Source organism: Roseomonas sp. FDAARGOS_362 (assembly GCF_002754815.1).
In the GTDB taxonomy this organism is placed as follows: domain Bacteria; phylum Pseudomonadota; class Alphaproteobacteria; order Acetobacterales; family Acetobacteraceae; genus Roseomonas; species Roseomonas mucosa.
The window spans coordinates 3697270-3723204 of record NZ_CP024588.1; the positions used below are offsets into that span (position 1 = coordinate 3697270).

At 71.7% G+C, this 25935-nt stretch carries 22 protein-coding genes and 1 riboswitch; of the genes, 13 read left to right on the forward strand and 9 right to left on the reverse strand.

From position 1 onward, the window contains the following. Nucleotides 1-23: 23 nt before the first annotated feature. A complete protein-coding gene (locus CTJ15_RS21320; RefSeq protein ID WP_019461291.1) occupies nt 24-1019 on the reverse strand; it encodes an SDR family oxidoreductase in 996 nt (331 codons plus the stop codon). Nucleotides 1020-1160: 141 nt separating this feature from the next. Here CTJ15_RS21320 and CTJ15_RS21325 point away from each other — a divergent pair, with 141 nt between their 5' ends. Beyond that, the gene (locus CTJ15_RS21325; protein WP_019461292.1) at nt 1161-1823 is read left to right on the forward strand and encodes an isochorismatase family protein; all 663 of its coding nucleotides are present in this window, start codon (nt 1161-1163) and stop codon (nt 1821-1823) included. 121 nt (nt 1824-1944) lie between these two features. Here the strand turns inward: CTJ15_RS21325 and rutA are convergent, their stop codons facing one another. After that, entirely contained in the window at nt 1945-3027 is a 1083-nt protein-coding gene (rutA, locus tag CTJ15_RS21330; RefSeq protein ID WP_099781969.1) for a pyrimidine utilization protein A, read from the reverse strand. A 126-nt stretch (nt 3028-3153) separates the two neighbouring features. On the opposite strand from rutA, the gene CTJ15_RS21335 reads away from it, so the two are divergent. Both CTJ15_RS21335 and CTJ15_RS21340 read left to right on the forward strand, forming a co-directional pair. Then, a complete protein-coding gene (locus tag CTJ15_RS21335; protein ID WP_099781970.1) occupies nt 3154-4014 on the forward strand; it encodes an SDR family NAD(P)-dependent oxidoreductase in 861 nt (286 codons plus the stop codon). A 42-nt stretch (nt 4015-4056) separates the two neighbouring features. After that, nucleotides 4057-4467, forward strand: coding sequence for a GFA family protein (locus CTJ15_RS21340; protein WP_075822746.1), 411 nt, complete (start codon nt 4057-4059; stop codon nt 4465-4467). A 21-nt stretch (nt 4468-4488) separates the two neighbouring features. Here the strand turns inward: CTJ15_RS21340 and CTJ15_RS21345 are convergent, their stop codons facing one another. Continuing rightward, complete coding sequence (locus tag CTJ15_RS21345; protein ID WP_075822745.1) at nt 4489-5964, reverse strand: ATP-binding protein; 1476 nt, start codon at nt 5962-5964, stop codon at nt 4489-4491. 372 nt (nt 5965-6336) lie between these two features. Further along, a complete protein-coding gene (locus CTJ15_RS21350; RefSeq protein ID WP_083755477.1) occupies nt 6337-7053 on the reverse strand; it encodes an SH3 domain-containing protein in 717 nt (238 codons plus the stop codon). 249 nt (nt 7054-7302) lie between these two features. Here CTJ15_RS21350 and CTJ15_RS24460 point away from each other — a divergent pair, with 249 nt between their 5' ends. Continuing rightward, on the forward strand, nt 7303-7662 hold the full coding sequence (locus CTJ15_RS24460) for a hypothetical protein (RefSeq protein WP_075822337.1): 360 nt from the start codon (nt 7303-7305) through the stop codon (nt 7660-7662). Nucleotides 7663-7879: 217 nt separating this feature from the next. Next, complete coding sequence (locus CTJ15_RS21360) at nt 7880-8893, forward strand: glycosyltransferase family 2 protein (protein WP_075822338.1); 1014 nt, start codon at nt 7880-7882, stop codon at nt 8891-8893. 106 nt (nt 8894-8999) lie between these two features. On the opposite strand, the gene CTJ15_RS21365 is transcribed toward CTJ15_RS21360, so the two are convergent. After that, nucleotides 9000-10532, reverse strand: a complete 1533-nt coding sequence (locus CTJ15_RS21365; protein ID WP_216348632.1) for a UxaA family hydrolase — start codon at nt 10530-10532, stop codon at nt 9000-9002. Nucleotides 10533-10677: 145 nt separating this feature from the next. Next, nucleotides 10678-10787: riboswitch (TPP riboswitch) on the forward strand. Nucleotides 10788-10896: 109 nt separating this feature from the next. On the opposite strand from CTJ15_RS21365, the gene CTJ15_RS21370 reads away from it, so the two are divergent. Then, nucleotides 10897-12507 carry an ABC transporter substrate-binding protein gene (locus tag CTJ15_RS21370; protein WP_099781972.1) on the forward strand — a complete coding sequence of 537 codons (1611 nt, stop codon included), beginning with the start codon at nt 10897-10899 and terminating at the stop codon, nt 12505-12507. Nucleotides 12508-12721: 214 nt separating this feature from the next. On the opposite strand, the gene nhaA is transcribed toward CTJ15_RS21370, so the two are convergent. Both nhaA and CTJ15_RS21380 read right to left on the reverse strand, forming a co-directional pair. Beyond that, nucleotides 12722-13930: a Na+/H+ antiporter NhaA gene (nhaA, locus tag CTJ15_RS21375; RefSeq protein WP_099781973.1), complete on the reverse strand. Its 1209-nt coding sequence runs from the start codon at nt 13928-13930 to the stop codon at nt 12722-12724. Between the two features lie 224 nt (nt 13931-14154). After that, nucleotides 14155-14850 carry a YqgE/AlgH family protein gene (locus tag CTJ15_RS21380; RefSeq protein WP_019461303.1) on the reverse strand — a complete coding sequence of 232 codons (696 nt, stop codon included), beginning with the start codon at nt 14848-14850 and terminating at the stop codon, nt 14155-14157. A 256-nt stretch (nt 14851-15106) separates the two neighbouring features. On the opposite strand from CTJ15_RS21380, the gene CTJ15_RS21385 reads away from it, so the two are divergent. From CTJ15_RS21385 to CTJ15_RS21405, 5 genes are all read left to right on the forward strand, one after another. Beyond that, complete coding sequence (locus CTJ15_RS21385) at nt 15107-15589, forward strand: peroxiredoxin (protein ID WP_019461304.1); 483 nt, start codon at nt 15107-15109, stop codon at nt 15587-15589. 22 nt (nt 15590-15611) lie between these two features. Next, complete coding sequence (locus CTJ15_RS21390) at nt 15612-15923, forward strand: hypothetical protein (RefSeq protein WP_075822341.1); 312 nt, start codon at nt 15612-15614, stop codon at nt 15921-15923. 252 nt (nt 15924-16175) lie between these two features. Further along, nucleotides 16176-16445, forward strand: a complete 270-nt coding sequence (locus CTJ15_RS21395; RefSeq protein WP_026033223.1) for a MoaD/ThiS family protein — start codon at nt 16176-16178, stop codon at nt 16443-16445. Beyond that, nucleotides 16442-17623, forward strand: a complete 1182-nt coding sequence (moeB, locus tag CTJ15_RS21400) for a molybdopterin-synthase adenylyltransferase MoeB (protein ID WP_099781974.1) — start codon at nt 16442-16444, stop codon at nt 17621-17623. The genes CTJ15_RS21395 and moeB overlap by 4 nt, the downstream gene beginning before the upstream one ends. A 266-nt stretch (nt 17624-17889) precedes the next feature. Beyond that, nucleotides 17890-19431, forward strand: coding sequence for a polysaccharide biosynthesis protein (locus CTJ15_RS21405; RefSeq protein WP_019461308.1), 1542 nt, complete (start codon nt 17890-17892; stop codon nt 19429-19431). 24 nt (nt 19432-19455) lie between these two features. On the opposite strand, the gene CTJ15_RS21410 is transcribed toward CTJ15_RS21405, so the two are convergent. Further along, nucleotides 19456-20475, reverse strand: a complete 1020-nt coding sequence (locus CTJ15_RS21410) for a P1 family peptidase (RefSeq protein ID WP_226946018.1) — start codon at nt 20473-20475, stop codon at nt 19456-19458. Continuing rightward, nucleotides 20468-22066, reverse strand: coding sequence for an ABC transporter substrate-binding protein (locus CTJ15_RS21415; protein ID WP_226946019.1), 1599 nt, complete (start codon nt 22064-22066; stop codon nt 20468-20470). Before CTJ15_RS21415 ends, CTJ15_RS21410 begins: the two co-directional genes overlap by 8 nt. A gap of 373 nt (nt 22067-22439) precedes the next feature. Between CTJ15_RS21415 and ptsP the strand changes: the two genes are divergently transcribed. Both ptsP and pfkB read left to right on the forward strand, forming a co-directional pair. Further along, on the forward strand, nt 22440-24950 hold the full coding sequence (gene ptsP, locus CTJ15_RS21420) for a phosphoenolpyruvate--protein phosphotransferase (RefSeq protein WP_099781976.1): 2511 nt from the start codon (nt 22440-22442) through the stop codon (nt 24948-24950). Next, nucleotides 24940-25890 carry a 1-phosphofructokinase gene (gene pfkB / locus CTJ15_RS21425; protein ID WP_099781977.1) on the forward strand — a complete coding sequence of 317 codons (951 nt, stop codon included), beginning with the start codon at nt 24940-24942 and terminating at the stop codon, nt 25888-25890. Before ptsP ends, pfkB begins: the two co-directional genes overlap by 11 nt. Nucleotides 25891-25935 lie beyond the last annotated feature (45 nt).

Genomic DNA, 25935 nt, shown 5'->3' on the forward strand with positions numbered 1-25935 from the left:
CCGCTTTCGACGGCAGGTGTCATTCAGCCCCGGGCGCGGCGCAACAGCCATCCCCCCACCAGCAGCGCCCCGCCCAGCATCAGGCCGGTGCGGAGCGCGTGTCCGCCGGAGGGCTGGCGCAGGCCGCCATAGATCGCGCTTCCGTGGAAGCCGCCGCTCCGGGTCGGCGCCGCGAAGAGATTGCCGTCCGTCACCGGCACCGGACGGGCGCGGCGGAACTGCCGTTCCATGAGCCGCGCCATGCCCCGGCGCAGCAGCCCCGGCACCATGGCCTGCGCGAGGCGCAGCAGATGCACCTCCTTCCCCACCGTGGCCGAGGGGCGCGGGTTGCGGGCCAGGGACACCATGACTTCTGCCACGTCGAAGGGGCTGTGGACCGGCGGCGGCGCGCTCAGCTCCCGTCCCACGTAGTTGCCGCCATGGCTCAGCCCGGGCGTGTCGACGAAGGACGGAAAGATGTCGCAGACATGAATGCCAGGCCAGCGCGACAGCTCGCCCCGCAGCGCCCCGGAGAAGCCGCGCAGCCCGAACTTGCTGGCGCTGTAAGAAGCCGCATAGGGCGTCGGCACCCAGGCGCCGAGCGAGTTGGTGTTGATCAGCACGCCCCGCCGCCGCGCCTGGAAATGCGGCAGGATGGCATGGGCGCCGTGCATGTGGCCCAGCAGGTTGGTCCGCACCACCTGGTCATGCGCATCCGCCGGCACCTCGGCGAAGCCGCCCACCGCGCCGACCCCGGCATTGTTGATCCAGACATCGACATGGCCGAACTCGCGCACCGCAGCCTCGGCCAGACGCCGCACCGCCCCGGCCTCGGTCACGTCGGCCGGCACGGCGATGGCACGGGCGCCATGGGGGCGGGCCAGCCGGCCGCATTCCGCCACCGCCTCGTCCAGCACGCTTTCCCGCCGCGCGGCGAGGACAAGGTTGGCCCCCTCCGCGGCGAAGGCCTGGGCCGCCGCGCGGCCGATGCCGCTGGATGCGCCGGTGATCACCACCACCGCCCCCTTCAAGTCGCGCATGATCCGTATCCTCTTGCCGGTTCCCGGTCGCTCGCTTCCGGTCGCTCTGGCCCGTCTAACGGCGCGGGGCGGCCACGTTTTCCTTGGGCGGGGATGGCACGGCGATTGCCCGCCCCCCGGCCAGGACAGGAGCCCTGCGGGATGGAGCGATCGGACATGACGGCGCGCGAGATCTACCTCGCGCTCAAGGCCGCCCCGCCCCGGCCGCGCTTCGGCTTCGGGCGCAAGGCCGCGCTGGTGAACGTGGACCCGCAGCGCGCCTATACCGAGCCCGCGCGCTTCCGCACCGCCTACGAGACCGATCCGCGCCAGATGGAATACACTAATGCCCTCGCGGACCGCTTCCGCCGCGCCGGCTGGCCGGTGGTCTGGACCTATGTCGCCTATCTCGACAGCGGCGAGGACTGCGGCATCTGGGGTACGCGCACGAACACGCCGGACTCCCTGCAGAACATCCGGCACGGCTCGCCCCGCGCCGAATTCGATCCGCGCCTGCACATCGCCCCGCGCGACGTGGTGATCCACAAGCGCATGGCCTCGGCCTTCTTCGAGACCAGCCTCGGTTCGCTGCTCGCCTTCCACGGCGTGGACACGGTGGTCGTCACCGGCGGCTCCACCTCCGGCTGCGTGCGCGCGACCGTGGTGGACGGGCTCTCCCGCTCCCTCCGCATGATCGTCCCGGAGGAATGCGTGGCCGACAAGCACGAGAGCCCGCATTTCGCCAGCCTCTACGACATGGCGGTGAAATACGCGGATGTGCTGCCGGTGGCGGAAGTCCTCGCCTGGCTCGACGGGCAGGGCTGAGACGACCGCCGGTTCCGCATCACGGCCGGCGTCGTGCGTCCCCGGGGGAAAGGCGCTGCCTTGCCCCCGGGGTTGGCCACGAAGCGCAACGCGGTCGGGAAGAGGCCCCTGCCGGGCTGCCTCAGGCGGCGATGGCGGGACGTTCCGCGCGGCACTTCATCAGCGGCAGGATGCGGGTGCCGAACTGCTCCATGCCGACCAGGAAGTCGTCGAAGGTCAGCATGACGCCGCGCAGCCCCTCGATCTCCGCCATCTCGTCCAGCAGCTTCGCCACGCTGGCGTAGGAGCCGATCAGGCGCAGCATGTTGGTCGGCAGCTTTTCCGGCGCATGCACCATGCGGCCGACGGTGGAGGTCTTCTCCGCCTTCACATCCGCCGCCGCCTGGGTGTCGCGCCAGTCCAGCGCCTCCAGGTCCACGCCGGCCTTGTAGTGCTCCCACTTCGCCATGGCGGCCTCGTCCGTCTCGTCGGCAATGATCATGGTGAGCGCCAGCGCACCGACCTCGCGGCCGGTCTGCGCGTTCTGCTCCCGCAGCTTCGCGGCGAAGGGCGCCACGGTCTGCGGCGTGTTGATGCCGCCGCCGCTGATGAAGTTGTAGTCGCCGTATTCGGCGGCGAACTTCATGCCGCGCCCGCTCTGCCCGGCGCAGACGATCTCGATCGGCTTGGGCGGGATGGGGCCGAGGCGGCAGTCCGACATCTGGAAGAAGCGGCCCTTGAAGTCGGAGCGGCCGGTGCTCCAGAGGTCCTTCATCACCTGCACGTATTCGGAGCAGTAGTCGTAGCGCCGCTCGAAATGCTCGGCGCCGGGCCACATGCCCATCTGCTCGTATTCCGCCTTCTGCCAGCCGGACACGATGTTCACCCCGAAACGGCCATGCGAGATGCTGTCGATGGTGACGGCCATGTGCGCGACGATGGCGGGCGGGATGGTCAGCACGGCGACCGAGGCGAAGAGCCTGATCCGCGTCGTCACCGCCGCCAGCCCGGCCATCAGCGTGAAGGATTCGAGGTTGTGGTCCCAGTACTCGCTCGGGCCGCCGAAGCCGCGCAGCTTGATCATGGAAAGCGCGAAGTCGAAGCCGAAGCGCTCCGCCTTCTGCACCACCTCGCGGTTCAGGTCGAAGCTCGGCATGTATTGCGGCGAGGTGGTGGAGATCAGCCAGCCATTGTTGCCGATGGGGATGAAGACTCCGAGGTCCATGGCACGCTCCTTCCGCAATGCGAGGCGAGGCAGGGACGCTAGACCTATCGTCCCCGGGGTTTGAATGCATGCAGGTGCATCAGCTCTGGCTTTTATTGTCCTTGAGGTGTCTGGAATGCCTGGGAATTGGACAGAACGCGCAATCCGGACGCAGCGGAACGGGCCGGGCGGCATGGCCAGGGCGGCGGGGCCATGCTCCTGTCGTGGCGGATGGCGGCACGGGAAAGGGGATCGGCCATGGAGATGACGGGACAGGTGGTGCTGGTGACCGGCGCGCAGCAGGGGATCGGGCGCGCCATCGCTCTGGCCTGTGCCGGGGCGGGGGCCGATGTGGCAGTGAACTATCTCGACGATGCCGTGGCGGCGGAGGCGGTCTGCGAGGCCATCCGGGCACTGGGGCGCCGCGCCGTGGCGCTCCAGGCCGATATCGCCGCGCCGGCACGATCCGCTGGCCTGGTGGCGGAGGCGGAGGAGGCGCTCGGGCCGCTGGACGTGCTGGTGAACAATGCCGGCATCTTCCCGCGCGCGCCCTTCCTGGAGATGACCGAGGAGGTCTGGGACCGCACCCTGGACATCAACCTCAAGGGCAGCGCCTTCTGTGCCCAGGCGGCGGCCCGGCGCATGGTCGCGGCGGGGCGGCCGGGGGCGATCGTCAACCTCAGCTCCACCGCCATGCGCGGCACGCCGGTGGGCGCGCATTACGCGGCCAGCAAGTCCGGGCTGGTCGGCCTGACGCGCTCCATGGCGATCGCCCTGGCGCCGCACCGCATCCGGGTGAACGCCATCGCGCCGGGCCTGACCGACACGGCGCAGCCGCGCCATGGCAACACCGAGGAGGAACTGGCGGAGATGGGCCGCGCCGTGCCGCTGGGCCGCATGGGCAGGCCCGAGGATATTGCCGGCATGGCGCTGTTCCTCGCCTCGCCCCTGGGGGAATGGATCACCGGGCAGGTGTTCCACGTGAATGGGGGCGGCTATCTCGCCTGAAACGCGCTACGCTCCCGTGCCGATAAGCCCGCGAGGTCACCGATGACGACCCTGTCCGTGGAAGGTGGCTGCGCCTGCGGCGCGGTCCGCTATGTGGCGGAGGGCACGCCCTTCCATGCCAGCCTCTGCCACTGCATCGATTGCCGCCGGGTCCTGGGAGCCTCGCCGGTCGCCTGGTTCAGTGTCCGGCTCAAGGAGTTCCGGCTGCTGCGCGGAGAGATGCGCGAATACCGTTCCAGCCCGCCCGCGCTGCGCGGCTTCTGCGCGGATTGCGGCACCGGCCTGACCTTCCGCAGCGAGGACTCGCCGGACGAGATCGACGTCGCCACCGCGACGCTGGACGATCCGGGCGTGGTGCCGCCCGAGCTGCATCTCTGGACCTCCCAGGCCCTGCCCTGGGCGCTGGCGGCGGATGGCCTGCCGCGCTTCCCGCAGGGCCGGCCGGGCGGTTAGGGATGGGCGGCCGGGGGCCGGTCAGGCCGCCTCGGCATTGGCATCGCCCGGCGCGGTTTCCCAGCCCAGCTCCACCAGCGCGACGCGGCGGCCCTGGCGGTCCTGCTGCTGCACCACCATGCCCTGCTCCTCCAGATAGGCGAGCACGCGGCGGGCGCGGCCCAGGGAGCGGGTGCCATAGGCCTGGGCGATGGCGGCATCGGAGGGGCAGGGGCGCCGGTCCAGCGCGGCACGGGCCAGCATCAGGTAGACGCCCTGGACATCCTCCGGCAGCGCCGCGGCGCGGCTCCGCACCGCGGCCCATTCCGGGTTCTCGGCGGTGCCGGCATCCACCCCGGCGCGTGCCACGGCGAGGCGGGCGCGGAATTCCGGCAGCTCCATCGGCTTGCCGGCCACCGCCCGGATGCGGCAGCGCACGAGGAAGTCGCCATAGAGCACGCTGACCGGGCGGAAGGCTGCCTCCGGGTCCTCCAGCAGCGCGTGCAGCACCTCCTCCAGCCGGCGCTCGCGCTCCGCCAGCTCCTCCGGGCTGGGCGGGGCGGGCTCGGCGCGGCTGTGCACGGCGGGCGGGCGGGCGGCGGCGAGCTGCGCCAGGATGTCCGGCGCGGGCGGGGGCGGCGCGCGGCGCGCGGGGCGGACGGGCTCGGGCGGCGGGGTGAGGATCAGTTCCCGTACCTCCTCCGGTGCATTGGGCAGCGGCGTCAGCTTCGGCCCGGCGGAGCGGGTCTGCGTTTCCACCACGCCGATGCGGATGGGCAGCGGGCGGCGGGACAGGGCCGGGCCGAGCGCCACGAAGCTGCCGCGCGGCAGGTCGCGGAACTGCTCCGCCTGCCGCCGCTCCATGCCCAGCAGGTCGGCGGCGCGCTGCATGTCGATGTCGAGGAAGGTGCGCCCCATCAGGAAGTTCGAGGCCTCGGCAGCGACGTTCTTGGCCAGCTTGGCCAGGCGCTGCGTGGCGATGATCCCCGCGAGCCCGCGCTTGCGGCCGCGCGACATCAGGTTGGCCATGGCGCCGAGCGAGGCGCGCCGGGCCTCGTCCGAGACCTCGGTCGCGGCGGCGGGGGCGAAGATCTGCGCCTCGTCCACCACCACCAGCACGGGGGACCAGAGGTCGCGGTCCACCTCGAACATGCCGTTCAGGAAGACCGCCGCCTGGCGCATCTGCCCCTCGGCATCCAGCCCCTCCAGGTTCAGCACCACGGAGACCCGGTGCTCGCGCATCCGCTCGGCGGCGGCCTGCAGGCCGCGCTCGGTCTGGGCGGCGGCGTCGATCACCAGATGGCCGAACTTCTCGGCGAGGCTGACGAAATCCCCCTCTGGGTCGATCACCGCCTGCTGCACCCAGGCGGCGGACTGTTCCATCAGCCGCCGCAGCAGGTGCGACTTGCCGGAGCCGGAATTGCCCTGGACCAGCAGGCGGGTGGCGAGGAGCTCCTCCAGGTCGAGGGTCGCGGGCGAGCCGGCGGTGGTGGTGCCGAGGTCGATCGCGATGGTCATGCCGGGACGGGTTCCTCGATCCGGGTGGGGGGGAAAGCGCCAGGGGCGGGGGCCGGACGGGGCGCTGGCGAGGGGCGCTTATAGCCGCGCCGGGGTAAGGCGCCCAGGGCCGGATGGAGCCGGGGAGGGAGAGTCGGGGCAGGGACGGGCCAGGGGCGGAACTGCCGGCCGGAACCCAGGCGCGAGGTCGCCGGCCCGGGATGGCCGCTTGGCGTGATCTTTGGGCGCAACCCGGGGGGGCCGCCCTTGGGAGCCGGCCGCCAGGGGGGGCAAGAGCGGACCGCGCGGAACCCAGGACCTTTTCCTGAGCGGGCGTGGCAAGAGCCAGGATCGCCTGCCGCGCGCGAGGACCTGCCCCACGCGCGGGGCGCATCAGTAGGGCGGCGGCCCGCCAGGGCCGCGGCGCTCCCCATCCGGTCCCCCGGGGCCATGGCGCTCCCATTCCGGCCCGGGTGGGCGGCCGGGGCGAGGGCCGGGGCCGCCACCGGGGCCGGCACCGGGCCCGGGGCCATAGCCGGGACCGGGCGGGTGCCCGGGACGTTCCCAGCCCGCACCACCGGGCCCGCCGCCTGGGTGCCCGTACCAGCCGGGCGGCGGGCCCGGCGGCGGGCCGGGGCGGTAGGGCGGCGGGGGCGGGCCACCCCAGCGGTCATGCGGGCTGTACCAGGGCCTGCCGCGATAGTAGCGGCCCCAGTAGTCGCCGAAGTCGAAGGTGACGATCGGCACGCCGATGCGTGGCCCGTATTCCGGGATCAGCACCCGCCGCCCCTGATAGGCATATTGCAGGTAGCTGCCGGACACCCAGCCCCGCATGCCGCCGGCGCCGACATCGCACCAGTTGTAGCCGTCGAGGCAGCCGAAGATCTCCAGCGGTGCCCCGGCGCCGATCATGGCGACGCGCGGATAGGCGGTGCCGGGCCCCGCGCGCAGGTTGACATCGCCGGTGGCGTAGCCGGGGGCCGCCGAGGCGGGCGCCACGACGCCCAGCGCCAGCCCAAGTCCGAGACCCAGCGCCATCGTATGGGCCGTGATCCGGTGTTTCACCGTCTGCTGCTCCCTTGAGGTGACGGCATGAACGCGCGTGGGCATGCTTTCGCTTCAATCCTGGGCATGACCATGCTCTCATGTCGTGACGAAGCAAACTCCCTGGCATGGCGAAAGCAAGGCAAAGATTTCCTCGAAAAGCCGCATGGGAAATCCAGGGTGTTTACGTAGCACGGAACAGAAACAATCTGTCGCAACTTTGGCCGAGACAGAAGAGATGAGGGTGCTTATTTCCGATTCCACGGATGGGTCGGGAATCGCCGACCTGCCGTAGGAACACGGTGAGGATTTCCCATGAAGAAGATCCTTCTTCTCGGCGCCGGTCTGGCTCTCTTCGGCGCGGCGGGCATGGCCATCGCCCAGACCCCGCCGCCGCCTCCGGGCGGCCCGCAGGCCGAGCGGCCCCAGGGGGCTGGTGGACCCGGTGGCCCGGGCGGGCCCGAGGGTGGCCCCGGCCCCCACCATGGCTGGCGCGGCGGCCCGCCGATGATGCGGCCAATGGGCCCGTCGCCCTCGCGCGCCGCGTCCTTCCGGATCGAGCGCAACGGCACCGAGATGAGCATCCGCTGCGCCGAGAACGAGTCGACCCAGGCCTGCGTGGCCGCGGCCTCGACCCTGATCGACAAGTTCAACGCGGCCAACCCGGCCCGCTGATCGCCTTCCCGGCCGGAGCGCGGGCGGATGCGGAAACGCATCCGCCTGTCTCCTTTTCATTGGAATGAACTATTTTTTAATATGGCTTTCGGGTAATTTTCGGCCGCTACTCTGGAAGAAGGGCAGGTCGGTGCAGAAAGCAGGCCCGATGAAAGACCGGCTGGCCATCCCCCGCGCAGAAGCCTCCCAGGGGGGCGCTGCGACGGCGGCTGCGTGGATGGGCACGGGCCGGGCCACGGGGTCCCATGTCAGTGTCATTATCACCAGCCACAACTACGCGGCCTATATCCGCCAGTGCATCGACAGCGCGCTGGAGCAGGAGGGCGCGGGCCGGGATTTCGGCCTGGATGTGCTGGTGGTCGACAATTATTCCAGCGACGGCTCACGCGAGATCATCGCCGGCTACGGCAACCGGATCGGCGTCATCCTGAAGGAGGAAGGACGGCAGATCTCCTCCTTCAACCAGGGCTTCGCCGCCAGCCGCGGCGGGATCGTCATCTTCCTCGACGCCGACGACTATCTGGCCCCCGATGCGGTGCTGACGCATCTGCACGCCTTCCGCGACCCGGCCGTCGTCCGTTCCCAGGGCTACATGACGGTGGTGGGCCCCGGCGGGCAGGAGCTCGGCCGGCGCCTGCCGGGGCGGAGCGCGCCGCAGGGCGATCTCGGCGCGCGCATCCTGGCCACCGGCCCGGGCGCCGTCGTCTCGGCGCCGACCTCGGGCAATGCCTGGCGCCGCGACGTGCTGGAGCGGATCATGCCGTTGCCGGAAACCGTCCAGGGCATCGGCGCCGACACCTACCTGATGGATTCGGTGCCCCTCTTCGGCCGGGTGGCGGTGGCGGAGAGGACGGTCGCCTTCTACCGCGTTCATGGCCGCTCCTTCGGCGATGCGGTGAAGGGGCTGAACCGGGCCAACATCGCCGTGTGGCTCGATGGCTACCGCACCCGCGTGCAGCGCCTGTCCAGCACGGCCGGGCAACTCCGGCTGGAGCCGCAGGAAACCCGCTGGGCCACGCGGAACTGGCGCATCCAGACGCTGGAGGGGCTGCTGTCGCGGATGGAGGGGCGCCGGGGTCCTGGCCTCGCCGCGCAACTCGCCGCCGCGGCCGCCGCGTGCAGCCTGAAGGGCCGGGCGCGGGCCTCGCTGATCGTGCTGGCCTCGCGCCTGCTGCCGCTGCCCTGGGCGCTGCGGGTCGCCCAGGGCTCGATCCGGCTGAACGAGATGTAGGGCATCCTCCGTAACCGATGAAAACTCCGGGGTTCGGGAGCCGGCTCCGGTCCCCGGTGGGCAACCGCAAAGCGGGACGCGACCAGGAAAGGCCGCCGCCCGCTCCTCAGACCGTCGCGCCGATCTGCCAGGGCGCGAACTCCGCCGCGCCGAAGTCGAATTCCTCGCTCCTGGTCCGCTCGCCGCTGGCCACGCGCAGGATCTGCCGGAAGATCCGCTCGCCGCACTGCTCCACCGTTTCCTCGCCGGTCAGGATGGTGCCGCAGTTGATGTCCATGTCGTCCTGCATCCGCTCGTACATCGCGGAATTGGTGGCGAGCTTCAGGCTGGGTGCCGGCTTGGCGCCGAAGACGCTGCCGCGGCCGGTGGTGAAGCAGACGAGGTTGGCGCCGCCTGCCACCTGCCCGGTCGCCGCCACCGGGTCGTAGCCCGGCGTGTCCATGAAGACGAAGCCCCTGGCGGCCACCGGCTCGGCATAGCGGTACACCTCCACGAGGTTCGTGTGGCCCGCCTTGGCCATGGCGCCCAGGCTCTTCTCCAGGATGGTGGTCAGCCCGCCGGCCTTGTTGCCGGGGGAAGGGTTGGCGTTGATCTCCGCGCCCTCCTTGGCGGTGTAGTCCTCCCACCAGTGCATCAGGTCCACCAGCTTCTGCCCGACCTCGGGGCTCACCGCGCGGCGGGTCAGCAGGTGCTCGGCGCCATAGGTCTCGGTGGTCTCGCTCAGGATCACCGTGCCGCCATGGCGCACGACCAGGTCGCTCGCCACGCCCAGCGCCGGGTTGGCGGAGATGCCGGAATAGCCGTCCGAGCCGCCGCATTGCAGGGCGACGCAGAGCTCGCCCGCCGGCACCGGCTCGCGCCGCACGGCATTGGCCTCGTCCAGCACGCTGCGCACGAAGGCGATGCCGGCCTCCACCGTCTTGCGGGCGCCGCCCATCTCCTGGATGTCCATGCTGCGCAGCCGGTCGGCGAGGCGCTGCTCCTGCATCATCCCGCCGATCTGGTTGACCTCGCAGCCCAGGCCGATGGCCACGACATGCGAGAAGTTCGGGTGCCGCGCATAGCCGCCGATGGTCCGGCGCAGCAGCGACAGCGGCTCGCCCTGCGCCATGCCGCAGCCGGTCTTGTGGGTCAGCGCCACCACGCCATCCACGTTCGGCCAGGCGGCCAGCGGGTCCTCGCCGGTGATCGGGTTGCGGCGGAAGGCCAGCGCGATCAGCTCCGCCACATGGGCGGAACAGTTCACGCTGGTGACGATGCCGACATAGTTGCGCGTCGCCACCCGCCCGTCCGGCCGTCGGATGCCCAGGAACGTCGCGGGCTCGGGCACATATTCGGTCGGCTTCAGGTCGGCGCCGAAGGCATAGTCGCGCGAGAAGTCGCCCATCGCGATCTCCTCCACATGCACCCATTCGCCGGGGGCGATGTCGCGCGTGGCGAAGCCGATCACCTGGCCGTAGCGCCGCACCGCCTCGCCCTTCACATGCGGGCGGATGGCGACCTTGTGGCCGGCGGGGATGCGCTTCTCCGCTCGCACCCCGGGGGCGACGGTGGTGCCGGGGGGGAGGACCATGCGCGCGATCACCACCCCGTCCTCGGGATGCAGGCGGATCACGGGCGGCTGGGTCACGGCATCCATGGCGTCGGTTTCCTCGTTGCCTGTCGGGCTTTGCCCGCAGCATAGGCCCCGCTGCCATGGCGGTTCCAGGGGGTGGCGCAAAGGATCGCTCCGCCGTCGCGGCGCGGGCGTCTTGCCGCCGTTCCGCCCCTGGCCCATAGCTGGGGCGGACATCGGGGGGAGCCCATAACGGGCTGAGAGGCGGGCAAGGCGGCCCGCGACCCCTGGAACCTGCCCCGGTTAGGACCGGCGAAGGGATCGGTGCACCTCATGCCACGGAAGGGCGGCCCTTTCCGGAACGTCCTGCCCCGCCGGGCGCCCCGGCAGGCGCCGTGGCCCTGCACCTCGCCTCGCATCCAGGGACCAGCGAGAGAGGACTTCCCGCATGCAAAGACGTGACCTTCTGAAGACCGGGCTGACCGCCCCCATCCTGGCCACACCCATCCTGGCCACCCCCATCCTGGCCCGCCCGGCCCTGGCCCAGGGGGGGAATTCCGGCGCCACCCGTGCCCGCACCCTGCGCTTCGTACCGCAGGCGGCGCTGACGGTGCTGGACCCGGTCTTCCTCAGCGCCACGATCAGCACCACGCACGGCTTCTGCGTCTTCGACACGCTCTACGCCACGGACACCAAGCTGCGGCCGCACCCGCAGATGGCGGAAGGCCACGAGACCAGCGAGGACGGGAAGCGCTGGACCATCCGGCTGCGCGAGGGGCTGCGCTTTCATGACGGGGAGCCGGTGCGGGCGCGCGACTGCATCGCCTCGCTGGAACGCTGGGCCTCGCGCGACCAGTTCGGGCAGATCCTGCGCCAGAGCGTGGCGGAATGGACGGCGCCGGACGACCGCACCCTGTCGATCCGCCTGCACCGGCCTTTCCCGGCGCTGCTCTATGCCCTGGCCAAGCCGGCCTCGGTGGTGCCCTTCATCATGCCGGAGCGCATCGCGAAGACGCCGGGCGACAAGCCCATCACCGAGATCACCGGCTCCGGCCCCTGGCGCTTCCTGCCGGACGAGTTCAACAGCGGCAGCCGCGTCGCCTATGCCCGCAACGAGCGCTACGTGCCCCGCGCCGAACCCGCCGACGGCGCCTCGGGCGGCAAGCTGGTGCATTTCGACCGGCTCGAATGGCACATCATCCCCGATGGCGCGACCGCGGCGGCGGCGCTGAAGACCGGGGAGGTGGACTGGGTGGAATACCCGCTGCCGGACCTGATCCCGTCCCTGAAGCAGGACCCGAGGCTGGCCTTCCAGGTCTATGACCCGATGGGCTTCCTCGGGATCATGCGCTTCAACCAGCTGCACCCGCCCTTCAACAAGGCGGAGGTGCGCCGCGCCGTGCGCGACCTCGTGGCGCAGCCGGATTTCATGGCCTCCGTCGCCGCCCCGGGCGACTGGGCGGAATGCCATGCCATGCTCCCCTGCACCCTGCCGGGTGTGGAGAGCCATGCGCCCGTGGCGCCGGACCTGGAATCGGCCCGGAAGATCATCCGCGCCGCCGGGGTGGAGGGGGCGAAGGTGGTGATCATCAACGCCTCCGACTTCGCCGCCATCGCGCCGCAGGGGCGGCTGGCCGCGCAGCTGATGCGCCAGCTCGGCTTCGACGTGGATCTGGTGGAGACGGACTGGGCCAGCGTGCTCGCCCGCCGGACCAGCAAGGCGAAGCCGGGCGAGGGCGGCTGGAACATCCTGCCCACCAACGCCCCCTCCGGCTCCATCGCCAACCCGGCGGTGAACTTCGCCATCCGCGGCAATGGGGAGAAGGCCTGGTTCGGCTGGCCCGAGGACCCGGCCACCGAGGAGGCAATCGACCACTGGCTCTATGCCCCGGATGCCCAGGCGCAGTCCCTGGCGCTCCGCCGCGTGCAGGAGACGAGCTGGAACAGCGTGCCCTTCGCGCCCACCGGCATCTTCGTGCTGCAGACCGGCTTCCGCGCCGATCTTTCCGGCGTGCTGCAGGGGCCGAACCCGTACCTGTGGAACCTGCGCCGCGCCTGATCCGGCGCTGCCCCGTCCGTGGGTGAGGCGCTGCCTCTCCCACACCCTCTCCACTCAAGGAGGCAAGGGCCTCCCCGGGACCCCGCCTGGAGCGGGCGCCGCGCGGATTCGGCGAATGCCCACGGAGAGGAGGCCCAGGACGCTCAGGGTCCTGACGGAGCGGGGGTATCGGGGGCGGGGCAGGGCCTTGCCCCCGGGTCAGGGGAGCGGCGCCTCAGGAGACCCGGACCGCCTCGCCCCGCGCATCCAGCGCCCGTCCTGTGACGCGCAGCAGGGCGGCGCCGCAGAGGGCGGAGACCACCGAACCCCCGAGCACGCCGATCTTCACCGCGTCCTGCATTTCCGGATGGGTGGGGAAGGCGAGGAGGCCGATGAAGAGGCTCATGGTGAAGCCGATGCCGCAGAGCAGGGCGGTGCCGTAGATCTGCGGCCATGTCGCCCCGGCCGGGCGTTCCGCCACGCCGAGCTTCACGGCCAGCCAGGCCCCGCCGAAGACACCGATCTGCTTGCCGATGAAGAGGCCCAGCCCGACGCCAAGCGAGACGGGGCCGAGCAGGGCCTCCGGGCTCATGCCGACAAAGGAGACGCCGGCATTGGCGAAGCCGAAGATGGGCAGGATCAGGAAGTTCACCCAGCGGGTCAGCCCGTGCTCCAGCCGGTGCAGCGGCGAGTTCGCCGTGTCGTCGGCGCCACCCGGGCGGTGGCGCAGGGGGATGCAGAGCGCCAGCAGCACGCCCGCCAGCGTGGCATGCACGCCCGATTGCAGCATGAAGAACCAGAGCAGCACGCCAAGCAGCAGATAGGGCCAGAGCTGCCGTGTCCCGGCCCGGTTGAGCAGGAAGAGCAGCACCAGGATCACGCCATCGGCGCCCAGCGCCAGCAGCGACAGGCTGTCCGTGTAGAAGATCGCGATGATCACCACGGCGCCGAGGTCGTCGAGGATCGCGAGGGCTGCGAGAAAGATCTTCAGCGAGGCCGGCACGCGCTGCCCCAGCAGGGAGATCACCCCCAGGGCGAAGGCGATATCCGTGGCGGCGGGCACGGCCCAGCCGCGCAGCGCCTCCGGATCGCCATGGGCGAAGCCGACATAGATCAGCGCCGGCACCGCCATGCCGCCCAGGGCGGCGATGCCGGGCAGGGTGCGGCGGCCCCAGCTGGCGAGCTGGCCGTCCAGCATCTCGCGCTTGATCTCCAGCCCGACGAGCAGGAAGAAGACCGCCATCAGCCCGTCATTGATCCAGTGCAGCAGGCTGAGGCCGCCGATATAGGCGTGCAGCGCGTGAAAATAGGCCGGTGCCAGGCCGGTATTGGCCACGATCAGCGCCAGGGCGGCGGCAGCCATGAGGACCAGGCCGCCCGAGGCGCTGTGGTCCAGGAAGTCACGGAGCAGGGACAGGACGGGGCGGCGTGGGGCGAGGGCCATGGGGCGGCGCGGCTCCTTCATGTCAGGGGCACGTCAGGGGCGGGAGGGGGGCAAGGAGCGTGGCTCCCTCCCAGGAATGCCCCCCCGGGGACGGGGGTTTTCCACGTTTGGCATGGCCGCACAACATGAACGGGGTGTCATCGGCCCGCGGCGGCGCCGGTTCCTGTCGGGTGTGGCGGAACGGGCCGAGGCCGGATGCCGCGCAGCGGCCCGCCCTGGCGCGGTCAGGCCCGCCCGGCGATGCTCACCAGGAGGAGCGGGTCCACGCGGAGCTTGGCCAGCGCCCGGCGCCACTTGGCGTCGTTCTCCTCCTCCTCGAAGATCAGGGCCTCGTCCGGGGACACGTTGAGCCAGGCATTCTGCTGCAGCTCCTCCTCCAGCTGCCCCGGTCCCCAGCCGGCATAGCCCAGGGCCAGCAGGCCCCGGCGCGGCCCGCCGCCGCCGGCGATGGCCTTGAGGATGTCCACGCTCGCCGTCAGGGCCAGCTCGGGATCGACCTGCAGGCTGCCCTCGCTGGACCAGTCGGCCGTGTGCAGCACGAAGCCGCGCCCGCCCTCCACCGGCCCGCCGGCATGCAGCGCGATGCGCCGCTGCGGCGGCACCGGCGCCACGTCGAGCTGCTTCAGCAGGTCGTCGAAGGACAGGTTCTCGATGGCCTTGTTCAGCACGATGCCCATCGCGCCGTCCGAGGAATGGGCGCAGAGGCAGATCACGCTGCGGGCGAAGCGCGGGTCCTGCATGCTGGGCATGGCGATCAGGACCTGCCCGGTCAGGGAGGTGCTGTCGGGCAGGCGGATGCCCTGGTCGCGGTCCTTCCGGCTCCGCCGCCGGGCCGGGCGGCGGGCAGGCGTGTCCTTGCCTCCCTCGGGCGCGTCCTCGGGAAAATCGGGGGTGTCGTCGTCTCGTGCGTGCCTCGCCATCGCCCCTGAATGTGGCGGGCTCCCCGGTCGCCCGCAAGCGGCCTGTGGCGACAAGCCGTCTCCGCCATCGTGTTTTCGCACGGTCCTGGCGGATGCGGGCGAAGGCGCCTCCGGGGCGGCGTTCCGGGCGGTTCCGGAAGGCTGGCGGCACAGCTTCGCCGGGGGGCTGGCGCTTGACAGCCCGGCTCCGCTCGCGCCGCATCCGCACAGGCGCCCCACAGTCCCATCGGGGCGCATCCCGCAGGAAAGGAAGCCCATGCCCATTCAGCCCGGCGACACGATCCCCTCGGTCAGGCTCATGCGCGCCACCCCGGACGGACCCCAGGAGCAGGACACCGCGGAATTCTTCGCCGGCCGGACGGTGGTGCTGTTCGGCGTCCCCGGCGCCTTCACCCCCACCTGCTCCGCCCGCCACCTGCCGGGCTTCAAGGAGCAGGCGGAGGCGTTGCGCGCCAAGGGCGTCGATGCGATCGCCTGCATGGCGGTGAACGACGCCTTCGTCATGGCCGCCTGGGCCCGCGACCAGGGCCTGGGCGAGGAGATCGCCATGCTCGCCGACGGTTCCGCCGCCTTCACCCGCGCGCTGGGGCTGGAGATGGACCTGGGCGCCCGCGGCATGGGGGTGCGCTGCCAGCGCTTCGCCCTGATCGCCCGCGACGGCAAGGTGGCGCATGTGGGGATCGAGGCTCCGGGCGCCTTCGAGGCCAGCAAGGCCGAAACGATCCTGGCGGCGCTGTAGCCGAACCTGTAGGAAGGCACCCATGCCCAAAATCGCACCGAACCCAGCGGACCCCATCGGGGCCTTCGCCGAGATGACACGCTGGAGCCTGTTCGCCTGGCAGGCCGGGTGGGTCTTCACCCTCCGTTCGGCCAGCCTCTGGGCGGAACCCGCCACGGCCGCCCCGGCCCTGACGGCCATGGCGCTGGAGAAGCAGCGCGCCTTCACCCAGGGCTGGATGGATGCGGGCCGCAAGGCGCTGCAGGGTGCCGATGCGCGGCAGATCGCCAATGCCGCGATGGCCCCCGCCCGCCGCCGTGTCGCGGCGAATGTGAGGACCCTGGGCCGATCCTGAACCGGGCCATGGATGACCCGAAGCGACGGCGTTGTTAATCACTCTTAATTCACATCAAGTAGTTATGTGTCAATTTAATCGAGATTTTGGTTGCAGATTTCGACACGCCGTCGCTCTATAGGTGCTTCTGATCATTGGGTCCCCGCCCGCCCGGCATGAATGCCGGTGGCCCTGGCGCCTCTCCGCGAGGCGTCGCCGCCGGAAGCCGTGCAGCGGCCGGCAGGGACCCTGGCACGTTCCGAAAGGGGTTCCATGCCGGTTATCCTGGTGCCGAGTTCGCTCCGCCGATACACAGCCCAGCAGGCACAGGTCACGGTCGAGGGCGACACCGTCCAGTCGGTGCTGGACAGCCTGGTGGACGACCTGCCGGAGATGCGGGGCCATCTCTTCACCGCGAATCGGCTCCGGCCCTTCGTGATGGTCTTCAAGAACGGGCAGGACATCCGCCTGCTGAACGGGCTGGACACGCCGGTCGACGGCAAGGACGAGATCCGCATCCTGGCGAGCATCGCCGGCGGATGAGCGCGCGCCTCGCGGATGCTCCGCTGCCGGACCTCAGCGCCGCGGAGCTGCGGCGCTTCGGTCGTCACCTGATCCTGCCGGAATTCGGCATCGAGGGGCAGCGCCGGCTGAAGGCCGGCAGCGTGCTGCTGATCGGCGCCGGCGGGCTGGGCTGCCCCACCGCCCTCTACCTCGCCGCCGCGGGCGTCGGCCGCATCGGGCTGGTGGACCCGGATGTGGTGGAGGAGACCAACCTCCAGCGCCAGGTGGCGCACGGCTATTCCACCCTGGGCCGGCAGAAGACGGAAAGCGCCGCCGCGCGCATGACCGACCTGAACCCGGACCTGGTGATCGAGCGGCACGACGTCTTCCTGACCGTGGACAACGCGCTGGACCTGATCGCCGGCTATGACGTGGTGATCGACGGGACCGACAACTTCCCGACGCGCTATCTCGTCAACGATGCCTGCACCAGGCTCGGCATCCCCAACGTCTATGGTGGCGTGCTGCGCTTCGACGGGCAGCTCAGCGTCTTCGATGCCCGGGTCGGCCCCTGCTACCGCTGCCTCTTCCCCGAGCCACCGCCGACCGAACTCGCGCCCAACTGCGCCGAGGCCGGGGTGCTGGGCGTGCTGCCGGGCGTGATCGGCGCGCTGCAGGCGACCGAGGCGATCAAGCTGCTCACCGGCATCGGCACGCCGATGATCGGGCGGATGCTGGTCTATGACGGGCTGGACCTGAGCTTCGGCACCGTCACCGTGGCCAAGGCGCCCGACTGTCCCTGTTGCAGCAAGCCGCGTTCCGAGATCGTGCTGCGGGAGGTGCAGATGGTCTGCTCCGCGCCCGTGGTCGGGCAGGGGCTTTCCGCCGCCCAGGTCCTGGCCCGCCTGGAGGCGGGGCCGGAGATGGTGCTGCTCGACGTCCGCAATCCGCCGGAATGGATGGGCGGGACCCTGCCGGATGCCCTGCGCATCCCCAAGCCGCTGATCGACGAGGCGATCGGCGCGCTGCGGGAACAGGGCACCGCCGCCGCCGGCGTGCTGGGCGATATCCCACGGGACCGCGACGTGCTGGTCTACTGCCAGTCCGGCATGCGGAGCGCGGCCGTCATTCGCGCCCTGGCCACGGCCGGCTACGATCCCGGGCGGCTGTTCAACCTGGAGAAAGGCTTCTCCGCCTGGACCGGGCCGAAGGCCTGACGATCCGCCTTTCGCTTCCGGTCGCGGAAACGCGGCCGGAGAAAGGTTTTTTATCCCAGAAAACGGGAAAGTGAAGCCCATTTTGGGAATGATCCCGGTTAATGGCCGCTGTGCCTGCCCGGTTTCGTGCGATTCCCTAAATCTAATTAATACGACTTTACTTGGTGAGACCATGTATGCTGCACTGCGGAAACTGAGCGTTACAAAGTCTTCGTGCCGCACTGTCCTTGTGCATGACACGTTGCTCCAGCAGGGCGATTGATTCGATGCCGCAAAGCAGCGCTGACCTGATTCAAGAAATCATCGCCCTGGCGCCCGATGGCCGCGCCGGCCTGGACGCGGCGACGACGGAGGCCCTGAAGGTCCTGACGCGCCGTCTCCTGGCCGCCAGGGCAGCCGAGGGCGGGCTGGACGAGGACCCGCTGGAACTCGCCATGACCCGCAACGTGGAGCTGCACCGCGACGCGGCGGCGGCGCGGCTGGCCGGGCGCCGGATCCTGGTCACCGGCGGTTCCGGCTCCGTCGGCACGCGGCTGCGCCAGTTGTTGCAAGGCTTCGGGCCTGCCGCGCTGTTCAACCTCGATATCGCCCCGCACCATGGCGAGGGCACCGGCATCACCGCCGATATCCGCGACATGGCGGCTCTCGATGCCGCTTTCCGCGAGGCGCGGCCCGACGTGGTCTTCCACCTCGCCGCGATCCGCGAGCCCGGCCGGGCCGAGGCCGTGGTGCGCGAGGCGGTGGAAACCAATGTCTTCGGCAGCGGCAACGTCATCGAGGCCTGCCAGCGCCATGGCGTGCGGGTGGCGGTCTATTCCTCGACCGGCAAGTGCTTCGCCTATGTGACCGACCACGTCTACACCGCCACCAAGAAGCTGGCCGAGGCGCAGTGGATGCGCGCCGCCCGCCATGCCGCGGCCGGGCGGGCAGGTGGGGCGGAGGCGACGCATTTTGCCGTCACGCGCTTCACCCATGTGCTGGAGAACGGCATCATCGCCGCCGACATCCAGGCGGGGATCGAGGCCGGAATGATCGGCCTGCACGGGCCGGACCGGCATTTCAACGTGCAGAACCTGCGGCAGGCGACGCATCTCCTGGTCAATGCCGCCGCGCTGGCCGGCGAGGGGCCGGTGGATGGCTTCTGGAGCGCGGTGGATCTCGGCTGGCCGGTGAACACGCTGGATCTCGCGCTGTTCCAGATCCGGCGCAGCGGCCGCGATGTCGGCCTGCGCTTCCTGGGCGTGCCGAAGGGCTACGACGAATCCTTCTACCGCGGCCAGTTCGACTGGAGCGGCCTCTACGAGTACCACCCGCTGGTCAATGCGCTGGAGGCGCCGCAGGGCTTCACCGACCGGAGCGGCACCATGGTCGGCGCCCGCGTCGGCGCGGTGCCCGATGCGGTGCTGACGCAGGAGCTGCGGCATCTGCGCCAGGTGGTGGATGGTGCCGAGGGCGCGCCGGGAACGGTGAAGCAGGCCCTGCTGGCCGCGGTCACCGCCGTCACCGGCGCAGTCTTCGCCACCACGCCGCCGGAGCGGCTGCTGGACGTGCTCTGGTGGGGCGCGGCGCCGGCCTGGGCCGGGCCGGGCGCCAGCACGGCCGCGCGCTACCGCAGCCTCGTCGCGCTGCTGGTGGATGCGCTGCTCCCGCATGTGGAGGAGAAGCGGTTCCATGCCTGCCCGGCACAGATGGGGCGCCTGCGGGAGGTCGCCCAGACCCTGCCGCTGATCGAAGGGTTGCAGGGCCGCGCCGCGCAGCTCCAGGCCCTGCTGTCGGCGCGGCACATGATGGACGCCGCGCACGACTGACGCCGCCGGGCTTCCGCCGGAGGGCTATCCCTCGAACCGGTCGCGCCAGGATGGCAGCGCCCCCGGATAGGGCAGGGCCGTCGCCTCGAAGACCGCGCGTGCCACTGCTCGCGCCATGGCGATGGTTGCCGCATGGCCGAGCAGGGTCAGGTCGCGCAGCGGGTTCGCCAGCGGCACCTCCCCCGTGGCGGCGGCGAAGACCGTGTCGCCGTCATTCGGCGCATGGGCCGGCAGGATGGCGCGGGCCAGCCCGTCGTCGGCCATGCTGGCGAGGCGCGCGGCCTGGGCCTTGGTCAATGCGGCGTTGGTGGCGACCAGCCCGATCGTGGTGGCGGTGCCGGGGCCGCCCTTGAAGCGCGGCAGCACGTGGTCCGGCGTGAAGCGGTTTGGCAGGCCGCGCCCGCCGAATTCCCCGTCCCGCTCGAAGGGGGCCGACCAGAACCAGGGACCTTCCCCGACCAGGGGGGAGCCGACCGCGTTCACCGCCACGATGGCCGCGACGACATGGCCGCTTTCGCTCATCAGACTGGCCGAGCCGAGGCCACCCTTGACCAGCGGCGTGGTGGCGCCCGTCCCGGCCCCGACGCTGCCCAGCGCGAAGCCATGGCCGGAGCCTTGCCCGGCGGCCTCCATCGCGGCGGCGTAGCCGAGTTCGCGATAGGGCGGGAAGCGGCCCCAGTCCTTGCTGCCGCCATTCCGCAGGTCGAACAGGATGGCCTGCGGTGCCAGCGGGATGGTGATCCCGGCGAAGCTCTGCCCGCGTCCCAGCTCCCGCAGCGCCGCCTGCACCCCGGTTCCGGCATCGAGGCCGAAGGTGGAGCCGCCGGAGAGCACGATCCCGTCCACCTTCTCCACTGACTTGTCGAGCGCCAGCAGCTCCGTGTCGCGCGAGCCCGGGGCGCCGCCGCGCATGCTGACCGCGGCGGTGGCGCCGCCGGCGAAAAGGATGGCGGTGACGCCGGAGCCGAGGGCGAGGTCCGTGGCATGGCCGACAGTGATGCCGGCGATGTCGGTGATCAGGTTCAGTGGTGGTGCGTCAGGCACGGCGGGTGCTCCAGAACAGGACAAAGCCCTTGGGGACATCCACGATCTCCCGCCGGAAGACGGTGGAGGCGATCATCTGGCCGAGTGGAATATAGGGCACGTCGCGGAAGGCCTGCTCCTGGATGCGGACGGCGATGGATTTCTGCGCCGCCGCGTCCGGCGCGGCGAGCCATTCGTCGCGCAGCGATTCCAGCGCCTCGCTGCGCGGCCAGCCGGTGGCCGTGCCGTTGCCGCGCAGATAGCTGTGCACGGCGGGATTGATCTGATCGATGCCGGACCAGAAGGTGCCGAAGATGCTCCAGCCGCCCGCCTCGACCGGATCGCGCTTGGGCAGGCGCTGGACCATCGACCCCCAGTCCATCGCCTGCTCGTCCAGGTTCATCCCGAGCCGGCGCAGCAGGTCGGCGGTGACATCGGCCAGAGCCTTCAGCGTCGGGAAGTCGGAAGGCGAGAGCAGCACCACCTTCTGGCCGTTGTAGCCCGCCTCGGCCAGCGCCCGGCGCGCCCCGGCGATGTCGCGCGGGCCGGTGAGCGCCGCCATCCCGGCATCGCCCGCCAGCGGCGAGACCGGCGGGAAATAGCCGACGCCCTCGTTCCAGTTGGCCGGATCGGTACCGGCCACGGCGGTCATGTAGTCGGCCTGCGACACGGCGCCGAGCAGGGCGCGGCGGATCGCCGGGTTGTCGAAGGGCGGGTTCAGATGGTTGAAGCGCAGGCAGCCGACATAGCCGGCGACATCGCGCTGCGCGACGTTGAGCTTCGGGTCCTGGCGCAGCATCGGTAGCAGGTCTGCGGTCGGGTTCTCCCACCAGTCCATCTCGCCCGCCCGCATGGCATTCGCTGCGGTCGCGGCATCGGGCAGGACATGCCATTCCACGCGGTCGAAATGCACCCGCTTCGGCCCGGCGGTGAAATCGGCGGGGCCGCCCACCTCGTCCTCCGGGCGCGGCACGTATTGTTCGTGGCGCGCATAGACGACGCGCGAGCCCGCGACCCGCTCGCTCGCCACGAAGCGGAAGGGACCGCTGCCCACCATCTCCGTGACCTGGGTGAAGGGGTCGGTCCGCGCCAGCCGTTCCGGCATGATGGCGCAGATCGCGGAACCCGCCTTGCCCAGCGCATCCGGCAGGAGCGGGAAGGGGCGCTTCAGGCGGAAGCGGATCACCCGGTCGCCTTCGGCGGCAAGCTCCTCCGTCGCCGCCATCAGCGTCTGGCCGAAGCCGTCGCGCGCCCCCCAGCGGCGGATGGAGGCGACGCAGTCCCGCGCCAGCACCGGCTCCCCGTCATGGAAGCGCAGCCCGTCCCGCAGTGTCAGGCGCCAGGCCAGCCCGTCCGGCGAGACCTCGTGCCCCGCCACCATCTGCGGCCGGGCGCGGAAGGCGCTGTCCTGCCCGTAGAGCGTGTCGAAGACCATCATCGCGTGGTTGCGCGTGACATAGGCCGTGCTCCAGACCGGATCGAGCACGGCAAGGTCGGATTGCGGCACGAAGCGCAGCACGGACCCGCCCGGCGAGGCGGCCCGCGCCCGTGAGAGCCACGGCGCGGCCAACCCCGCCGCCAGGGAGCCTGCCAGGAGCCTGCGGCGCCGCATCCGGTCCTCCATTCCGCAATCAGGCCGGGCGGAACGCCGCACCGGAACCGCCAGGGTGGCAGGCTTGGCAGGGAGGCGTCCAGAGCCGCCCGGCCCACGCGCGCCGTCTCCGGCGTTGCGCCGTCCCGAGGGAGCAGGCTCCGCCTCCCCCACGGGCGGCCAGGACGTGAAACGCCGGAGCGGGGCGGGCGGGGAAAGCTGCCACCCGTTACCGTGGCGCATTGTCCCAATTGCCTGTCGCGGTGCCGCCATTTAGGACATGTTCAGGCGACGGGGACGGCGGGCGGCGGACGGGCGGACCTGGTGAACCGGGTTCCCCGGGACCTCTGCCGGATTCCGGGCGCCACATCGTGACCAAGGGATGCCAGCACACGTGATCCTTTCCGCCGAACGCATCCGCCTCGACGCGAATCTGGGGTCCAAGGACGAGGCCATCCGGCAGGCCGCCCAGCTCCTCGTGGACACGGGCGCCATCGCGCCCGCCTATGTGGAGAGCATGCTGCGCCGGGAAGGCGAGGCCGAGACCTATCTGGGCGACGGCATCGCCATCCCGCACGGGCAGCGCAACGACCGGAACCTGATCCACAGCACCGCCATCTCCGTGCTCCAGGTGCCGAAGGGCGTGGACTGGGGGGAGGACAAGGCCCGGCTGGTGGTGGCCATCGCCGCCCAGGGCGACGAGCATATCGAGGTGCTGCGCCGCCTGACCGAGGTGCTGGGCGACAGCGCCCTGGCCGAGCGGCTCGCCACCACGCGCGATCCCGGGCTGATCCTGCGCACGCTGGACCCCGATGCGGCCCCGGCCGCCACCGCCCCCGCCATGCCGCCGGCAGGTTCCCTGGAAGCCTCGGGCGAGGGCTTCTCCATCGGCGTGCAGGCGCCCGGCGCCGCCGGGCTGCATGCCCGTCCGGCCCGCGCCCTGGCCGGCATCGCCAAGCGCTATGACGCCGCCATCGAGATCCGCCACGGCGACCGCCGGGCGGATGCGAAGAGCATGATCTCGCTGCTGCAGCTCGGCGCCGGGGCGAATGCCCAGCTCACCGTCACCGCCCGTGGCTCCCAGGCCGCCGAGGCGCTGGAGGCGGTGCGGGCCGGCTTCGTCGCCGGGCTGGGGGAGGGGGACGACGACCATGCCCCCGCCGACCGCGCGCCGGAGGCCATGGCCCCGGTGGCCGAGGAAGGTGCCATCGCCGGCCTGCCCGCCAGCCCGGGCGTGGCCATCGGCGTGATCTTCCGCCACCGCTCCGAGAGCGCGGGCTATGCCGAGACCGCCGCAGACCCGGCCGCCGAGCGCGCGGCGCTGGACGGCGCGCTGGTGGAGGCCAAGGCCGAGCTGCGTCAGGTGGCGGCCGACATGACCACCCGCATCGGCGCCAAGCACGCCGCGATCTTCGGCGCGCATGAGGAGTTCCTGGACGATCCGGAACTGCTGGCCGAGGCGCGGATGCGCATCGAGAAGGGCGCCTCCGCCCCCGCCGCCTGGGATGGCGCGACCGCCTCGCGCGCCGAGGCGCTGGTGGCGCTGGGCGACCCGCTGCTGGCCGAGCGTGCCAACGACCTGAAGGACGTCTCCCGCCGCGTGCTGCGCCGCCTGACCGGCGCCAGCGGCGATCCCGACATCTCCGTGCCGCTGCCGGAGCGCGCGGTGGTGGTGGCCGAGGACCTGACCCCCTCCGAGACCGCCGGGCTCGACCCGATGCGGGTGGTGGGGCTGGTGACGGCGGCGGGCGGGCCCACGGCGCATACCGCCATCCTGGCGCGCGCCCTGGGCATCCCGGCCATCGTCGCCGCCGGGCCATCGGTGATGGCGCTGCCGGACGGCACGCCGGTGATCGTGGATGGCGACCGCGGTCTGCTGCGCCCCGATCCGGATGCGGCGCAGCTCGCCACGGCGGAGAAGGCCATCGCCAGCGGCCGCGACCGTGCCGCCGCCGCCAAGGCCGCCGCCTTCCGCCCCGCCGTGACGCGGGACGGGCACCGGGTCGAGGTCGCGGCCAATTGCCGCAAGCCGGAGGAGGCGGTGGAGGCCGTGGCCGCCGGGGCGGAGGGGACGGGGCTGGTGCGTTCCGAGTTCCTGTTCGACGACCGCGCCGAGCCGCCGACCGAGGACGAGCAGTTCGAGATCTACCGCAAGCTGGCCGAGGGCTTCGGCGGGCTGCCGGTGGTGCTGCGGACGCTGGATGCGGGCGGCGACAAGCCGCTGCGCTTCGTGCGCCATCCGGCCGAGGCCAATCCCTTCCTCGGCCTGCGGGGGCTGCGCCTCTGTCTCGCCAATCCGGAGCTGTTCCGGCCGCAGATCCGCGCCGCGCTGCGGGCGGCGAAGCATGGCGACATCCGCATCATGCTGCCGATGGTGGACGGGCTCGCCGACCTGCGCGCCGCCAAAGCGCTGATCGAGGAGGAGCGCCGCGCCCTGGTCGCCCCGCCGGTCGAGGTGGGCATCATGGTCGAGGTCCCCGCCGCCGCGGTGATGGCCGACCAGCTCGCGGCCGAGGCGGATTTCTTCTCCATCGGCACCAACGACCTGACCCAGTACACGCTGGCGGTGGACCGGCTGCACCCGACGCTGGGCGCGCGCTCGGACGCGCTGGACCCGGCGGTGCTGCGGCTGATCGACATGACGGTGAAGGCCGCCCATGCCCGGGGCCGCTGGGTCGGCGTCTGCGGCAACATGGCGGCCGATCCGGTGGCGGCGCCGATCCTGGTGGGCCTCGGGGTGGACGAGCTGTCGGTCTCCATCCCCAACGTGGCGGCGCTGAAGGCGCAGATCCGCGGCCTGAGCCGCAACGAGGCCGAGCGCCTGGCGCGCACTGCGCTGAACTGCGCCACCGCCGCCGAGGTCCGGGCCCTGCCCGTGGCGCGGGAGATGGCCCATGCCGCCTGAAGCCAGCCAGGGCGAGGCCATCGCCACCGTCACGCTGAACCCGGCGATGGACTTCACCGTGACGCTCGGCCGACTGGAGCCGGGCGAGGTGAACCGTGCCCGGGGGGCGGAGATGCGCCCGGCGGGCAAGGGCGTGAACGTGTCCGCCATGCATGCCGTGCTGGGGCAGCGCAGCGCCGCGACGGGGCTGATGCCGCGCCTCGATGCGGATGCCTATGCCCGCTACCTCGCCGGGATGGGGGTGGAGGACGCCTTCCATCGCGTGCCGGGCCGGGCGCGCATCAACGTCAAGCTGGTGGAAAGCGGCGACGGGCGCGTCACCGACGTGAACACCCCGGGGCCCGAGGCGCCGGCGGATGCGCTGGAAGGCGTCCTGGCGCGGCTCGACGCCATCGCCCCGGCCATCGTGGTGCTGTCCGGCAGCCTGCCGCCCGGCCTCGGCCCCGATGCCTGGGCGGTGCTGGCGAAGGCCCAGCGCGCCGCCGGGCGGACGGTGCTGCTGGACACCAGCGGCGCCGCGCTGGAGCCGGCGCTGGCCGCCGGGGTGGACCTGATCAAGCCCAACCGCGACGAGCTGGGCGCGCTGCTCGGCCGCAGGCTGGCGGATCGCGACTCGGTGGTCGCCGCGGCGGCGGAAATGCGCGGGCGGGGCATCGCCCGCGTCATCGTCTCCGCCGGCGGGGAGGGGGCGCTCTTCGCCCTGCCGGAAGGGATGCTCTGGGCCACGCCGCCGAAGGTGCCGCTGACCACCACGGTGGGGGCGGGCGATTCCATGGTGGCGGGCCTGTCCGCCGCCTTGGCCCAGGGGCTGGCGCCGGAGGCCATGGCGCGCCTCGCCACCGCCTGCGCCGCCGCCGCCGTTTCCCGCCCCCCAGGCGGGATGCCGGACCGTTCCATGATCGAACGGCTTGCCGAAGCCGTGCGGATCGAGAAGCTGTAATCCAGGTGTCACGGGCAGGCTTTCTCCACCGGGCGGTACCGGCTG